Raw genomic sequence first — 15,040 nt, 5'->3', positions numbered from 1 at the left:
TATGTCATCACAACGTCCACCGCTGCCGCCCTTTACCCTTGAGAGTGCCATCCTGAAGGTGAGGGCGGCGGAAGATGCCTGGAACAGCCGCGACCCGCGGCGGGTCGCGCTGGCCTACACCGAGCAGTCACGCTGGCGCAACCGCGATGAGTTCGTCACCGGACGGGCAGAGATCGAGGCGTTCCTTACCCGTAAATGGCAGCGCGAGCGCCACTACCGGCTGATCAAAGAGATCTGGGCGTACAGCGAAAACCGCATTGCGGTGCGCTTTGCCTATGAGTGGCAGGATCAGGCCGGGCAGTGGTTCCGCGCCTATGGCAATGAAAACTGGCAGTTTGATGCCAATGGCTTGATGGAGACACGCCATGCCTCAATCAACGATCTGGCGATCGCTGAGGCGGAGCGTAAGTTCCACTGGGAGGAGGGCACTTGCCGCCCGGTTGACCATCCGGGACTCTCCGCGCTCGGGTTATAAATCGCCTGGCAATTATACCACGCGCGCCAGTAGCACGTTATTTCCCACCATTTAGCCGTTGGTGGGAATAATAGGGCTGCCAGCTGGGAAAGGTGCGAATAATCCGCGGGGGAGCGGCTTTAAAATAACTGAAATATAAATGGCTTACCCTGTGGCACGTGAAATTAACCGCCAGCTGACGGTGATGTGCGCATAATCGCCGAAACATTCAGAAACATCCAAAATAAGAGCCAAACGCGCTATTTATGAGCGGGCATCCGTCATTTATGCTGGTTGCACACTATTTGTCGTACCAAGTTGGCGTTAAGGAGTATTATTTAACGGGTAAATTTACCCGTAATGCGGGTAAATGCCTTCTATCTTGCGAAAAAACTAAGAGTATCTTAGTCATTTAAGCCAGGAAATTAAGCATGGTGGTTAAACGATTAAAAGAAGCGCGGCTACGTGCCGGCCTGACCCAATATAAACTCGGCATTTTGGCCGGATTGGATGAGGCGTCCTCCAGCGCCCGGATGAACCAGTATGAGAAGGGCAAACACCAGCCCGATCAGGCCACGGCAATGCGCATTGCCGGGGCGCTCGGCCTGCCGTTGGCCTATTTCTATGCCCAGGAGAACGATCTGGCGGATGCCATCCTCGACTATTGGCAGCGTTGCTCCCTTCATCAGGGAGGGCCGGGCGTTTTATAGGAAAGCGGTCTAAGCTCAACACTCTCTGATGTTCTCCCAGGAAAGACACAATGAAAGGACTCTCCCGCCCGGTGCTGTTAGCCCTGCTCACCCTACTGCCCTCGTTCCTTCAGGCGGCGCCCACCCTCGGCACCGGCTGGAACTGGGCAGATGGGCAGGATGGCAGCGGCCAGGGCGCCACTTACGCGCAGTCCAGGGCGCTCTGCAACCGCCTGCGTGACCGGCAGCCGCCGGCGCAGGACTGGCCCGATGCCGCCACCGCCGCGCGCCTGACGGGCTGCGACGCCGAGGCGCTCTACTACGGCATCATGACACCCGCCGATCCGGTACAGGCGCGCCAGTGCGCCCTGCTGGAGGCGCAGCGAGGTGAGAATCAGGCATTCCACGGCATCTCGTTGCTGATGGAGATCTACGCCAATGGCCGTGGTGCCGCGCGTGACTTGGATCTGGCGACCGCACTGGCCTGCACGCTGGAGGGCGCGCCAGCGGAGAATGATGACCGCCCGCGCACCCTCCAGATGCTGGCCGCCAAAAAGTGGAACGGCGACAGCTTCAGCTTCTGTGACAACATCACCAGCGGCTACAACATGGGGGTCTGCACCGCCCATGAGGCGCGCATCAGCGAGGGCAAGCGCCACGCCCAGACCACGGCCCTTATCGCCCACTGGCGCACGGCCGATCGGCAGGCGCTGCAACCGCTGCAACAGGCGCTGCAGGAGTACGCCAATGCCAGCGCGGATCATGAGGTCGATCTCTCTGGCACCGCGCGCGCCGCTTTCCAGGTAGAGCAGCGCCAGCATCTGTTGCAGCAATTTGACCAGCTGCTACACGCGCTGGAGCACCAGTCGTTGCCGGTGGCCTCGGCGCGCCACTATCAGGCCGCGGACGCCGAGCTTAACCGCGTCTACCGGTTGGTGATGGCGATAGCGCCTACGCCGGGCGAGGGGGCGGATCATCTGCCCTCCATGACCGTCACTAAAAGCGGCATCCGTGATACCCAGCGCCGCTGGTTGCACTATCGCGATGCCTGGCTGGCCTTCGCCGCGCAAAAATACCCGGCAGTCAAACCAGAAAGTCTGCTCACCCTGTTGACCCGCCAACGCAGCAAAGAGCTGCGCGCCTTTTTGCCGCACGAATAATTCTGAGACTGATCCCATGACCATGCCCGCCGCCCCGCAAGGATGGCGGGCAGCGCATTATTTTTTTGCCTGAAGCGGCCACTGAAATAGCGGGTAGAATGAACTGACATCGTAAAGGGTTTATTTCGATTGCGCGCCAGGGGACGGAAAAATAAGCAAAGAGGCGGGCGGGAAATAAGCGCCCCGAGGGGCGCTGACGGTTATAACGGGGCGCGGCCGGCGAGGGCGGCGATATCCTGTGGGGTGGTACGGCAGCAGCCGCCAATCAGGCGCGCGCCGAGGGCCATCCAGTCGGGCAGGTGATCCGCCAGCTGGCTGGCGTGGGCGCAGCTGTGCCAGCGCTTGTGCACCGCGTCATACTGCTCGCCGGAGTTGGGGTAGACCAGCAGCGGCTTGTCGGTCAGCGGACTGAGGGACTGGAGCGCTGGCGTCACCTGATCCAGCGCGATGCAGTTGATGCCCAGCGCCAGCGCCTGCGGGGTGGCGTTGATCAGCGCCGCCACCTCGGTCAGCGGCGTGCCGTCGCTGAGGTGGTCGCTGTCGCGCAGGGTAAAGGAGAACCATGCGCCCAGCGTCGGGAACTCCGCCAGCAGCGCCACCAGTGCCTGCAACTCGGCGAAGGAGGGCAGCGTCTCGCAGGCCAGCAGATCCACGCCCGCCGCCGCCAACGCCTCAATGCGCGGGCGGTGGAAGGCCATCATTGCCTCCTGTGGCAGCGCGTAGTCGCCCCGGTACTCAGAGCCATCCGCCAGATAGGCGCCGTAGGGGCCGACGGAGCCAGCCACCAGCAGCGCGCCGCTCTCCGGATGCTCCGCCAGATAGTCACTGCGCGCCTGTTGGGCCAGCGCCACGCTCCTGCCAATCAGCGCCCGCGACTGCGCCTCGTCCAGCCCGCGCGGCGCAAAGCCCTGCGGCGTCGCTTGGTAGCTGGCGGTGATCGCGCACTGCGCGCCGGCACGGAAGTAGTCCAGATGCACCTGCTGGATCAGCGCCGGGTTCTCCATCAGCACCTTGGCTGACCAGAGCGGATCGGCCAGGTCGCAGCCGCGCGCCTCCAGTTCGGTGGCAAGCGCCCCGTCAAGGATCAGGCAGCGGTGCTGCGCCAGATGGCGGGCAATCGGATTTTCAACCGGCATGGGTTTCTCCTGGTTCGGCAGAGGGTGGGGTCGCCAGACGTTGTGTCAGGTGATAGGCCAGGTAGCAGAGCACAACAAACGGCAGCCCGCAATAGAGCGCGATGCGCTGCGACGGATCAAATGCCAGCCCGACGCAGGCCAGCAGGCAGAGCACAAAGCCGAGAATCGGCGTCACCGGATACCAGGGCGCGCGGTAGGGCAGCGCCTCCAGGCGGTTGCCCTCGGCCAGATAACGGCGGCGGAACACATAGTGCGAGGCGCAGATGCTCAGCCACACCGCCACCACCGCAAAGCCAGAGATGGCGGACAGCGCCACGAACACCGTGTCCGGCGCGATCACGCTGGAGAGCAGCGCCAGCAGGCCGCCGACCATGCTGATCAGCAGGGCATTCATCGGGATGCCGCGGCGGTTGACGCGGGCAAAGGCGCGCGGCAGCGTGCGCTCATTGGCCAGCGACCAGAGCATCCGCCCGGAGGCGTACAGCCCGGAGTTGGCCGCCGACAGGATGGCGGTCAGGATCACGAAGTTAAAGATGTCTGCCGCGTAGGGGATGCCAATCTTCTCAAACACCGCCACAAACGGGCTTTTGACAATCCCGGCCTGATCCATCGGAATCAGCGCCGCCAGCACAAATACCGAGCCAAGGAAGAAGATCACCAGCCGCGCCACCGTGGTACGGATCGCCATCGGCACCACTTTCTGCGGCTGGTCAGTCTCGCCAGCGGCGATGCCAATCAGCTCAGTGCCGGAGAAGGCGAAGTTGACCGCCACCATGGTCATCAAAATCGGCAGCCCGCCGTGTGGCAGCCAGCCGCCAGCCGTCAGGTTGTGCAGGAAGGGCGGCGGCGTGCCATCGCCCATCGGCACCAGCCCGACCATCGCCCCGGCGCCAAGGATGATGAAGGCCAGAATGGTCACTACCTTGATCAGCGAGAACCAGAACTCCCCCTCGGCAAACACCCGTGTGGTGATGACGTTCATCAGGAAGATGGTGAGGCAGAACAGCAAACACCAGATCCACACCGGCACCGACGGGAACCAGTATTGCATACAGAAGCCAGCAGCCGTCAGGCTGGAGCCGAGCGCCACCGTCCAGGTGAGCCAGTAGAGCCACGCCACGGTGTAGCCGGTGGCCGGGCTAAGGTAGCGGGCGGCATAGAGGTGGAACGCGCCGGTCTCCGGCATCGCCACCGACAGCTCGCCGAGGCTGAGCATCACCAGATAGACCACCAGCGCGCCAATCAGGTAGGCCAGCAGCGTACCGGGCGCGCCGGTGGTGGAGATGATATAGCCGGTATTGAAAAACAATCCGGTGCCGATAACGCCACCCAACGAGAGCATCACCAAATGGCGGGCTTTCATGGTGCGCTGGAGCTGGCCCTCTTGGCCGGCAGTGCGTGGGGATTGGCTGCTCATTCTTATCCGTATAGACGTCTAAACTTCTAAAGTGGGGAGCAGTTATACCTTTTACACTTGCTGAAATCAATATTAAGCCCGTCATGGGTATTGATGGCCAGCTATCACCCTCCCTTACTGGTTCTGCCGCGTGACGATTGCGCAACGGCACCACCCAAGGGTGCAAAAAAACGATGAATCGACACGCCTTGGTAGCCACGCAAATAAAATCGTCTGGTGAAGTTGAGAAATAATAGAAATAAACAGGCCAATTAAACAGCCGCCGCCGAAATTCACGCAAAGTGGGGTGCTATTTTATTAGCAGGCGAAGGAGATAGCGAGAGTATGGGATTTTCGCGCACACTCCTAAATGAACTGTATTGATTTATAAGGGTTTTCACTGGGGTTTCATGACTATTTCACCCGCTTTTTTGGCAGGGAAAAGATAAAAAATATCATTTCATATTAAGGCAATTCTTAAATGGGTTAAGCCATCTAATGTTATTTGTTTTCCAAAATCAAAGCGCCTAATTTTTAAATCCGCAGGGCAGGAAGAATGGTAAGGAATTCTGCCAGCAAGGGCGGGAAATAATGGTTTTTCTGGCAGCACGCAATAAACAAAACAGAGCGTCTGCCCTACAGGAACAGCCGGCTAGCCCGCCACTCCCAAGACCGCACAGCAATAAGATGGAGAATAGCGTGATGAAAAATAAGGTGCTCGCCGCAACCGGCATGATTTTCGCCCTGATGGTATCTGGCTCTGCGCTGGCAGCACAGACCGCGGGCAGCAGTGCAACTTCCCTGAGCAAGGGCCAGTCTGACGCCATCGGGGTGGGCAGCATCGTTGCCATTGCCGCCGTGGCGCTGCTGCTGGAGAACGGGGGTTCTGACAGTAACGGCAACACCGCCAGCACTTCCACCACGACCACTACCAGCCGTTAATCCCGCTGGCTGCTATGAGCCGCGTGCTTGCGGCTCTTTTCTGCTTTCCCGGCAATCTGCCCTCTCCCGCACCCTAGGAACCCTCTGAGATTTCCCAGCCTGGGTTATCCTGCGCCGCCCCACGCCGGGAATTTCCTATCCTTATAGCAGTGGCCGGCCATCGCCGGCCTCCCAATCCGGGGGAGAGCAGCCATGGGCAGTGAAAACCAGAAGGTCGCCATTGTGACGGGCGCGTCGCGCGGTATCGGCGCGGCAGTGGCGGAACGGCTGGCGAAAGAGGGGTTCGCGGTGGTGATCAACTACGCTAATCAGGCCCTGCCAGCGGAAGCGCTGGTGGAGAAGATCACCTTGCTGGGCGGCCGGGCGCTGGCCTACCGCGCCGATGTCAGTGACGCCAAGGCGGTGGCTGGCATGTTTGATCATGCGGAGAAGGCTTACGGCGGCATTGATGTGCTGGTGAACAACGCTGGCATCATGGCGCTGTCGCCGCTGGCGCAGGCCGAGGAGGCGGATTTCGACCGGCTGGTGGCGGTCAACCTGAAAGGGACGTTTTTGGCGCTGCGCGAGGCGGCGAGGCGGCGAGGCGACTGCGCGACGGCGGCCGTATCATCAACTTCTCCTCCAGCGTGGTGGGGCTGTTGCAGCCGGGCTACGGGCTGTACGCCGCCACCAAGGCGGGCGTTGAGGCGCTGACGCCGATTCTGGCGCGTGAATTGCGCGGCCGCGGCATCACCGTCAACGCGATTGCGCCGGGGCCGACCGCCACCGACCTGTTCCTCGATGGTAAATCCGAGGAGCAGGTGGAGCGGCTGGCGAAGATGGCGCCGCTGGAGCGGCTCGGCCAGCCGGAGGATATCGCCCAGGTGGTGGCCTTTTTGGCCGGGCCACAGGGCGGCTGGATCAACGGCCAGACGCTGCGCGCCAACGGCGGCATTATCTAGGCGGCACGCACCGCACGCCGCCAGCGCAACAGGTCAATCGCCAAAAACAGCAGCAGGCTCGCCCCCATCACCGGCAGCGCTGCGCCGAGCGCGATGGCCAGCAGCAGCGCGACCAGCCGCAGCGGCAGGGTGAGGGCGGCCCAGGCGGCGCATAGCGTCTGGGCCGGGTGCTGGGCAGGCGCGGCCGGACGGCGCAGCCACCAGAGGCGGTAACCCAACACGATCAGGGTACACAGCCCCAGCCCGAAGGCCGCCAGCAGTAGCTGGTTGGGCAGGCCGAACAGCACGCCCATGTGGGCATCCACCCCCAGCGCGTCAATTTGGCGGCCAGCGGGAAATCCGCAAAGCGCACCTGATCCACCACCCGTCCCTGTGCCGGGTCTACCGCCACGGCATCGACCTGCGTCGGCCAGCGGCGATCGATCTCATTCACCGTCCACGCCTGCCCATCCGCTTTCGCCGGGCGGATCTCCAGCCGATCGGCCGCCAGCCCGGCCTGCCGCGCCGATGCCAGCACGCGGTCAAAGGTCGCGGCCGCCTGTGGGGCGGGCATCGCCATCCCGGCCATATGGCCGTGGTGTTCAGCGTGCGGATCGGGCATCGCCATGCCAGCCATGTTGCCGTGGTGCGCGGCGTGCGGATCGGGCATCGCCATCCCGGCCATGTTGCCGTGGTGTTCAGCGTGCGGATCGACCACCGCCGGGCGGCCGCCGTGCAGGTCAGTGGTGACCGCTGGCGTCATCCAGTCGAGGGCGCTACGCATCCGGTCGATATTGCCGCCCGCCCAGTTCGACCAGGTCAGCCCGGTGACGGATAAGAACAGTAAACCCAGTGAGAGGCACCAGCCGGTAATGACATGGCGGCGGGTGCGCTGGCGCTGGCGGGCGGCCTCGGTGGCGTAGCGCGTCACGCGGGGCGGGCGCTGTACCAGCCAGAGCGCGATGCCACCCAGCGCCGCGACCCACATCCAGGAGGCGGCCAGCTCGCTATAGACGCGGCCCGGCTCACCCAGCAGCAGGTTGCGATGCAGGTAGTCGAGGGTGGTACGAAACGGCAGCACGCCGCTGGTGCCGTAGACCGTCAGATCGCCGCGCACGGCCAGCGTGTGCGGGTCGATGAACAGCGCCCGGCTCTCCGAGGGGCCAAGGCCGGGCGCGGCGAACATCACGCGGGTGGTCTCGCCGGGCGTCGGGGCCGGGCGCACCGCCATGATGCGCGCGTCCGGGCCAGCCTCTGCCTGCGCCGCCGTCACCTGGCGTGACAGCGGCTGGAGCGGGCCAGCCGCCGGGGTAAAGAGCTGCTCGGCGTAGAGGGCATCCTCCAGCTGCGGGGTGAGCACGTAGAGCGCACCGGTCAGCGCCGCGACAAAGATAAAGGGGCCGACAAACAGGCCAATGGCGAAGTGCAGGCGTTTAAGCAGCGCCACCAGCGCCGCCTGTGGGGCATGGGTACGGGCAGGCGAAGTGGCCTGCGGCAGTGTGTCCACCGTCATGGGGATCTCCTGATAAAGCAAAATGGGCGCGGCCCCTGTCCAGATGGGCAGCGGCAACGGGCATTACGACGCAGGGCGTCAGGCGTTTATCAGCAGCGGGGGAGCACGGGCCGGCGGGCGGCGGTTGGGCGGCGCATCCGGCAGCGGCAGGCGCAGCAGGGGCAGCGGGGGACGGGTAGCCAGCAGGGTGAACCAGAACAGCAGCGGCAGCACCATCTCCAGCAGCGGCGCATGGGCCAGCAGCACGCAGTAACCACAGGCCGGGCCGTCGGGCATCATGCCCTGCTCATGATCCATGCCGGGCATCGGCATCTCATGCATGGGCATCTCATGCATCGGCATGTCTGGCATGGTGGCCGCCATCTCCGCCATCTGCCCGGCGCGCGCCTGCGCCAGTGAGGTTGAGATCACCGGTGCAACAAACAGCATCAACAGGGCAAACAGTCCCAGCCACGCCGCCAGTCGGCGGAGGGGGGCGCGAAACATCAACAACAGCGGCTCCTTGGAAGCCAGTGCATCGGGCAACCGGCGGACGGATTGTACGTCATCCGCCCGCCGGTTGTTAAATCATTGATGATAAAAATTGATATTTGAGTGAAGGAAACGGCGGGTTTGTTAACACTCAACCGGCCAGCGGCATCGCCAGCACATCCATCAGGCTGCGCTGGCTGGCGCTGGAAAAGGGCAGCGTCTCCACCGTCACCATCCCCTGCTTGATGTAGAAGTCGCGGCCATGGTTGTTGTCCTGCAACACCGTCACCCACAACGTCGGCTGGTGGCACTGCTTTGCCTCGTCGATCACCCGGTGCAGCAGGTGGCGGCCGTGGCCCTTGCCGGTCTCCTCTGGCAGGAAGTAGAGCTTCTGCAACAGCGCGCCCGGCTCGCCGTTGTCCGGGCGCGGGCGATCCCACCACACCTTGGCAAAGCCGATGGGCTGGTTCTCACGCTCGGCCAGCAGCCACAAGATGGTCGGGTCGGACAGGCTCGCCGCCAGCGCCTCGCGACCATACTCCTCCGCCAAATACTCCTCCATCTCCTCGGCCGCCAGCCACAGGTGGGAGAAGTGGTGCAGGTAAGTGTCGCGCGCCACCTGTTGCAGGATTTCGGCGTCGGCGACGCCGGCGGTTCTGATAGTCAGCATGCTCATTCCTTCGATAATAAGAGAAACATTTCCTGTCAAAGAGATTCGGCCTACATCTATTTAACAGTACCGAAGTAAAAAGTTTAGCCGCTCATCCCCGTAACCGCTGGTTCCTTTCATGTTGCAGCCGCTCAAGGCCAAAGATCACCTGCTGCAATTCGCGCTCCTGCAGCGCGCTGAGCATCGGGAAGCGGAAGCTAAAACGGGTCTGGGACTGGGTATCGCCCTTGCGATCCAGCACCTGGCTCACCATCACATCCACGAACTGGATATCGAGCGTGAAGCGGCCAAAGGCGGCCAGATCCAGCTCGACGTTGCGGATCAGCGTGCGCTCCTCCAGCGTGCCGTTGAACGCCTTGTCAGCGTAGAGGCAGATGCCGCCGAGCGAGATGTCCTTCACGCGGAAGCTGAAATCGCCGTAGCCCGGCAGGGTGCCGTTGCAGCAGAAGTCGAGCGACAGCGGCGTGTTGACGCGGAAGTACTCGCGCCGCTGGATGGCGTAGAGTGAAGCGGGCAGCGGCGCGAAGAAGGCTGGCAGCCCCTGCCACGCCTGCTCAACGAGCGGTGCCGACAGGGTGAGCTCAATCTTGGCGGCGGCTGGCTCCGCGACGATGGTCAGCGACTCGGCTTCGCGCACCAGACGGTTCTCATACTCCACGCTGCTCAAATCCAGCACCCACTGGCCGCTCTCCGGCAGCACCTCCAGCACTCTGGTAATGAACTGCCCGCGCGCGTGGCTCACCATCACCGCCGTGCCTTGCGTCTTCAGGTCGCGCAGGGTGGCAATAATGGAGAGCGGATGGGTCTTCAAAAACTGTTCTTTGTCGCTCACCCTGGTTCCCTCATGTTGGCGGGCCGCCGCGCGGCCCCCGGTGTCAATCCATCACTATCGGCAGCGGGCGGGGCGGGCTTTAGCACCAGCCAAAAATTTCCCTGCCGCGCGCAGGTTGCCCGGCAGGTGCCGCAGCGGCTACCCTTAGAGCGCACATAATAAGAGGAGTCATGGATGCAACAGTGGATCATTTTAATCGCCGCCATTATCTCCGAGGTGATTGCCACCTCGGCGCTGAAGGCCAGCGAAGGCTTTACCCGGCTGTGGCCCACGCTGCTAATGACCGTGGGCTATGGCATCGCGTTCTATCTGCTGTCATTGACCCTGCGCACCATGCCGGTGGGCGTCGCCTACGCCATCTGGTCGGGGATGGGGGTGGTGCTGATCACGTTGGTCGGCTGGGTGCTGTTCGGCCAGCGGCTGGATATGCCTGCGCTGATCGGCATGGCGCTGATCGTGATTGGCGTGGTGGTGATGAACCTCTTCTCCCACAGCGTCGGCCACTGAGGTCGCCGCGTGCCTGACTTTGTGAGGCACCTCCCACCCTGAATGGCAGGGTGCTCTATGCTGGAAACAGATGCAGGATCAATCGGTTGACCACAAGGGCAAAAAGGGAGAGGGCAATGGAGAGAAAGGCAACATGGATCGCGTGCGCCGCGCTGCTGCTGGCGGCACAGGGCGCGGGGGCGGCGGAACAGGGCGCGCCGCAGGGCTACCAGCTGGAGAAGGTGGTGGTACTGAGCCGACATGGCATCCGCGCGCCGCTGGTGAACTACGGCGATGCGCTGGCAAGCGCCACCCCGCACCAGTGGCCCGCATGGCAGACCGCCGGCGGGCTATTGACGCCAAAGGGCGGGCAGGTGGAGGAGCAGATGGGGCGTTACTTCCGCAGCTGGCTCGGCGAGGCTGGCCTGCTGGCGGCGCAGGGTTGCCCGGCGGAGAAGCAGGTCTTTACCTACGCCAACAGCTTGCCGCGCACCATCGACACCGCGCGCCACTTTTTGGCCGGTGCCTTCCCCGGTTGCGCCCTCAGCGTTACCCATCAGGCGCTGGTGGGGACCATGGATCCGACCTTCAACCCCATCATTACCGCCGAGGTGACGGAGACGTTCCGCCAGCAGGCGTTGCGCGCCATTGACCAGCACGTGGGCGAGGGCGGCCTCAGCGGCCTGAACCGGCGGCTGGCTCCCCACTATGCCGAGCTGGAGCAGGTGCTGGACTACCGCAACAGCCGCGCCTGCCTTGAGGACAAACAGTGCGCGCTGGCGGATCAGCCCAACCGCGTGCAGTTGACGCAGGGCAAGGAGCCAGCCATCAGCGGGCCGCTGCGCACCGCCACCGGCGCGGTGGACGCCTTTATGTTGCAGTACTACGAGGGCTACCCGCTGACCGATGTTGCATGGGGCAAGGTGACGACGCCAGCCCAGTGGCAGCGGTTGCAGGCGATCAAGAACCTCTACCATGAGACGCTGTTTGGTTCGTCCGTGATCGCCAGCAATGCCGCCGCGCCGCTGCTCAGCTTCATCAGTCAGGCGATGGAGGGCGAAAATGGCAAAAGCGCCAACCAGCAGGCGGCGCAGCAGGCCAGATTGGCGGTGCTGGTGGGGCATGACTCCAACATTGCCTCGCTGCTGGCGGCGTTGCGCACGGCGGAGTACAGCCTGCCGGGGCAGTATGAGCGCACGCCCATCAGCGGGGCGGTGGTGTTTGAGCGCTGGCATGACGGCAACGGCAACCGCGACCTGCTGAAAATTGAGTATGTCTACCCGACGGCGGATCAGATCCGCAATAGCAACGCCCAGACGCCGCAGCGTGTCACCTTGCGGCTGGCAGGCTGCCCGGTGGATGCGCAGGGCTTCTGCCCGCTGGCGAGTTTCCGCCAACTGGCCGGGCAACAGAGCGCCGTGCCCGCCAACTGACGCTGACCCCGCGCCGCTGGCGCGGGCCAACTGATAAGGAGCGCCATGAGCCAGATCCTCTCCTTTCCGCGCCGTGCCGCGCCGCATCTGGCCGCCGGCCAGCAGGTGGTGCTGTTTGACGGCGAATGCCCGCTCTGCCACCGGCTGGTGCGAGTGCTGCTCCATGCCGATCGCCAGCGCACCCTGCACCTTGCCACCGTCCAGTCGGACGCCGGGCAAGACCTGTTGCGCTGGGCCGGGCTGCCGACCGATAACTTCAACACCATTGCCTGGATCCACGGCACGGATCTCCAGGTGCGATCGGACGCCTTTTTCGCCATTCTGGCGCAACTTGGCTGGCCGTGGCGGGCGCTGGGGGCCTTGCGGCTCTGTCCGCGTGGGCTGCGGGATGCGGTCTACAATGGCGTGGCGAAAAATCGTTATCGCTGGTTTGGCAAACTGCCAGCAGGATCGGCACTGCCGGGGGAGGGGGAGCCGGGGCGCTACCTGCCCGAGGGCCGGCGCGCCGCCAGTTGAGTTGTAATTTTTTACATTTTAATAACATCGACCGGCCGAAACCGGTCTATGCTTAAAACGTTGAAAGAAAACCCCAAGCACTTCTATGATGAATCCAGTTTTGTTGCGCCCGCTACCCTGCGGGCCTTTTTTTGCCCGGATTCAGCCCTTCGCCACCGGCTGGCTGCCGTTCAGATCGCCCCACTCCGTCCATGCGCCGTCATAGAGTTTCGCCTCCACGCCCAGCGTCTCCAGTGCGAACACCAGCGCGGCGGCCGTAACGCCAGAGCCACAGCTCGCGACGATCGGCTGCTCAAGATCCACGCCCTGATCAACAAACGTCTGCTTCAGCGCCTCCGGCGATTTCAGCTTGCCGTCGGCGGAGATCAGCGTAAAGGGCACGTTCAGGCTGTTCGGGATATGGCCGCTGTGCAGGCCAGCGCGCGGCTCCGGCACCTCGCCACGGAAACGGCCAGCGGCGCGGGCATCAATGATCTGTGCCGTGCCCTGCTCGCTGATGGCCTGCACCTGCGCCAGCGACACCACCTGCTGGCGGTCAAAACGGGCGCGGAAGGTCTGCGGCGCGCGGCTCACCTCACCCTGCTCCAGCGGGCGGCCCTCGGCGCGCCAAGCGTTGATACCGCCATCCAGCACCCGCACATCGGTCGCGCCATAGTGGCGCAGCATCCACCAGATGCGCGGCGCGGAGAAGAGGTCGCCCTCGTCATAGGCGATGATGGTCATGTCATTGCGCAGGCCAAGCTTGCCCACCTCGCGCGCGAACCAGGCGTCCTCCGCCAGCATGTGCGGCAGCGGCGTGTTCTGGTCAGAGAGCTTGTCGATATCGAAATAGACCGCGCCGGGGATATGGGCGTCGCGGTACTCCTCCTCCAGCGGGCGCGGCGGCGTGGTGCCGGGCTTGGCCTTGCGGCAGTCTAGAACGATCAGGTTGTCCTTGGTCAGGTGCTTTTCCAGCCAGTGTGGCGAAACAAGTTGGGAAGTCATGGTGTGGCATTCCTTGGTGTCATTAACAGGGCGGCATCCGGGGGGCTGATGTCGCCGGGGATCAGGGAGTAAACCCAGGCATGGCAGGGCTTGCCATGGAAATAGAGCCGGTTGCGGTGCAGCCCCTCGGCGGTGGCACCCACCTTCTCCGCCACCCGGCAGCTACGTAGGTTGCCCTCCATCGCCACAATCTCCAGCCGCGTCAGCGCCAGCCGTTCGAAGGCGAAGGCGCTGATGGCACGCACCGCCAGCGGGGCCAGCCCGCGGCCCGCCAGATCGCTGCGTATCCAGTAGCCGATGTTGGCCATCCGGTATTCGTAACTGATGCGGTTGAGGGAGATGGCACCCGCCACCTCGCCGCTGGCGCGCTCAAACAGGTTGAAGTTATATTCGCTGCCGCGTGAGCGCTTCTGCGCCGAGTCGCGCAAAAAGCGCAGGCTCTCCGCCACCGTGTAGGCGCTGGTGCACCAGCTCTCCCAACGGCCAATCTCTACCAGTGAGCGGCGTACCGCGCTGCACAGCTGGGGCGCATCCTCCTCCTCGGGAACACGGATCTCAATGTCACTGTCACGGTAGAGCAGGTGTGGGATCATGGCGTCTCCTTAGCCAGGGGGAGCATCAGCCAGGCTGGGCCTGGCACTCAATGGTTTCAGCCGGTGCGCCCGGCAGCAGCATCACCAGCTTCAGCGCCGGGCTGCCAGCGGGGAAGAAGGTCTGCTGGTGGTAACCCAGTTCACCGTGCTGTGGGTGGTGGAAGCGGCGCAGGCCGCCCTCGCGCGCCAGCACCGCCTGCTCATGCCAGCCACGGTAGAAGGTGTCGCTGGCGGCGCACAGCCGTTGCACCTGCTGGCGCACTGGCTCGGAGTGGGGCAGCAGCCGGGTGTCGGCGCGGAACTCCGCCACCACCCGGCGCGCGCGCTCCGGCCAGTCAACCACCAGCTCACGCGCCGCCGGATGCAGGAACATGAAGTTTAGCAGGTTGGGCGCCGGTTCCACGCCAAGGAACGCGCTGAACAGCGCGCCAGCCGGGCATTCCACGCCAGCACGTTCCAGGTGCTGTCGAGCAGATAGCCGGGGCAGGTGAGCTGTTGCACGCTCTCCAGCAGCGCCGGGCTGGGGCGCGGGTCGGCGTGCGCCCCTCCGGGTCGCTGGTCTGCGCCAGTGAGAAGAGGTACTCCCGCTCGGCCGCGCCAAGTTGCAGCGCCTTCGCCAGCCGCGCCAACGCCAGCGGCGAGGCGGTGACGTCGCGCCCCTGCTCGATCCAGGTGTACCAGGTGGTGCTGATGTTACTGAGCTGGGCCAGCTCCTCGCGCCGCAACCCACGGGTACGGCGGCGCGGTGCGGTGGGCAGCCCGGCCTGCGCCGGGGTAAGGCGCTCACGGCAGGCGCGCAGGAAGGCGCCGAGCGCCTGGGGGCCATTTAACGCATCATGCTGCAT

14 protein-coding genes and 3 pseudogenes are annotated in these 15,040 nt (G+C 63.9%); 8 read left to right on the top strand and 9 right to left on the bottom strand.

Features of this window, described 5'->3' with window-relative positions:
- Position 1 precedes the first annotated feature (1 nt).
- The 3 genes from ACK3SD_RS13645 (at position 2) to ACK3SD_RS13635 (ending at position 2,303) form a co-directional block, all read left to right on the top strand.
- On the top strand, positions 2–475 hold the full coding sequence (locus ACK3SD_RS13645; RefSeq protein ID WP_481125836.1) for a nuclear transport factor 2 family protein: 474 nt from the start codon (positions 2–4) through the stop codon (positions 473–475).
- A gap of 410 nt (positions 476–885) precedes the next feature.
- Positions 886–1,164, top strand: coding sequence for a helix-turn-helix domain-containing protein (locus ACK3SD_RS13640; protein WP_481125835.1), 279 nt, complete (start codon positions 886–888; stop codon positions 1,162–1,164).
- A 50-nt stretch (positions 1,165–1,214) separates the two neighbouring features.
- Complete coding sequence (locus ACK3SD_RS13635; RefSeq protein WP_481125834.1) at positions 1,215–2,303, top strand: lysozyme inhibitor LprI family protein; 1,089 nt, start codon at positions 1,215–1,217, stop codon at positions 2,301–2,303.
- Positions 2,304–2,503: 200 nt separating this feature from the next.
- Here ACK3SD_RS13635 and mmuM read toward each other — a convergent pair whose 3' ends face one another.
- Positions 2,504–3,439, bottom strand: coding sequence for a homocysteine S-methyltransferase (mmuM, locus tag ACK3SD_RS13630; RefSeq protein ID WP_481125833.1), 936 nt, complete (start codon positions 3,437–3,439; stop codon positions 2,504–2,506).
- Positions 3,429–4,856 (bottom strand): S-methylmethionine permease, encoded by a 1,428-nt coding sequence (gene mmuP / locus ACK3SD_RS13625; protein ID WP_481125832.1) that lies wholly within the window; start codon positions 4,854–4,856, stop codon positions 3,429–3,431. Before mmuP ends, mmuM begins: the two co-directional genes overlap by 11 nt.
- A gap of 681 nt (positions 4,857–5,537) precedes the next feature.
- Between mmuP and yjbE the strand changes: the two genes are divergently transcribed.
- The gene (yjbE, locus tag ACK3SD_RS13620) at positions 5,538–5,777 is read left to right on the top strand and encodes an exopolysaccharide production protein YjbE (RefSeq protein WP_481127559.1); all 240 of its coding nucleotides are present in this window, start codon (positions 5,538–5,540) and stop codon (positions 5,775–5,777) included.
- Positions 5,778–5,969: 192 nt separating this feature from the next.
- Positions 5,970–6,718: pseudogene (locus ACK3SD_RS13615) on the top strand (SDR family oxidoreductase).
- On the opposite strand, the pseudogene ACK3SD_RS13610 reads toward ACK3SD_RS13615, so the two are convergent.
- The 4 genes and pseudogenes from ACK3SD_RS13610 to ACK3SD_RS13595 form a co-directional block, all read right to left on the bottom strand.
- A pseudogene (locus ACK3SD_RS13610) lies at positions 6,715–8,210 on the bottom strand (PepSY-associated TM helix domain-containing protein). The pseudogenes ACK3SD_RS13615 and ACK3SD_RS13610 sit on opposite strands and share 4 nt — an antisense overlap.
- 78 nt (positions 8,211–8,288) lie before the next feature.
- On the bottom strand, positions 8,289–8,696 hold the full coding sequence (locus ACK3SD_RS13605; RefSeq protein ID WP_481127558.1) for a DUF2946 domain-containing protein: 408 nt from the start codon (positions 8,694–8,696) through the stop codon (positions 8,289–8,291).
- 136 nt (positions 8,697–8,832) lie between these two features.
- Positions 8,833–9,351 (bottom strand): N-acetyltransferase family protein, encoded by a 519-nt coding sequence (locus ACK3SD_RS13600; RefSeq protein WP_481125831.1) that lies wholly within the window; start codon positions 9,349–9,351, stop codon positions 8,833–8,835.
- A 91-nt stretch (positions 9,352–9,442) separates the two neighbouring features.
- On the bottom strand, positions 9,443–10,183 hold the full coding sequence (locus ACK3SD_RS13595; protein WP_481125830.1) for a flagellar brake protein: 741 nt from the start codon (positions 10,181–10,183) through the stop codon (positions 9,443–9,445).
- A gap of 174 nt (positions 10,184–10,357) precedes the next feature.
- Between ACK3SD_RS13595 and ACK3SD_RS13590 the strand changes: the two genes are divergently transcribed.
- From ACK3SD_RS13590 to ACK3SD_RS13580, 3 genes are all read left to right on the top strand, one after another.
- Positions 10,358–10,690 (top strand): DMT family transporter, encoded by a 333-nt coding sequence (locus ACK3SD_RS13590; RefSeq protein WP_481125829.1) that lies wholly within the window; start codon positions 10,358–10,360, stop codon positions 10,688–10,690.
- Between the two features lie 116 nt (positions 10,691–10,806).
- Complete coding sequence (gene agp, locus ACK3SD_RS13585; RefSeq protein WP_481125828.1) at positions 10,807–12,102, top strand: bifunctional glucose-1-phosphatase/inositol phosphatase; 1,296 nt, start codon at positions 10,807–10,809, stop codon at positions 12,100–12,102.
- A 45-nt stretch (positions 12,103–12,147) separates the two neighbouring features.
- A complete protein-coding gene (locus ACK3SD_RS13580; RefSeq protein WP_137764068.1) occupies positions 12,148–12,618 on the top strand; it encodes a thiol-disulfide oxidoreductase DCC family protein in 471 nt (156 codons plus the stop codon).
- Between the two features lie 141 nt (positions 12,619–12,759).
- Here the strand turns inward: ACK3SD_RS13580 and sseA are convergent, their stop codons facing one another.
- The 3 genes and pseudogenes from sseA to ACK3SD_RS13565 form a co-directional block, all read right to left on the bottom strand.
- Positions 12,760–13,602: a 3-mercaptopyruvate sulfurtransferase gene (gene sseA / locus ACK3SD_RS13575; RefSeq protein ID WP_137764067.1), complete on the bottom strand. Its 843-nt coding sequence runs from the start codon at positions 13,600–13,602 to the stop codon at positions 12,760–12,762.
- Positions 13,599–14,195, bottom strand: coding sequence for a GNAT family N-acetyltransferase (locus tag ACK3SD_RS13570; protein WP_481125827.1), 597 nt, complete (start codon positions 14,193–14,195; stop codon positions 13,599–13,601). Before ACK3SD_RS13570 ends, sseA begins: the two co-directional genes overlap by 4 nt.
- Before the next feature lie 25 nt (positions 14,196–14,220).
- A pseudogene (locus ACK3SD_RS13565) lies at positions 14,221–15,040 on the bottom strand (helix-turn-helix transcriptional regulator).

It is taken from the genome of Chimaeribacter sp. YP20170169 (assembly GCF_056739715.1).
Note: the sequence above shows the minus strand (reverse complement) of the source record. Positions and strands in the feature narration are given on the sequence as shown.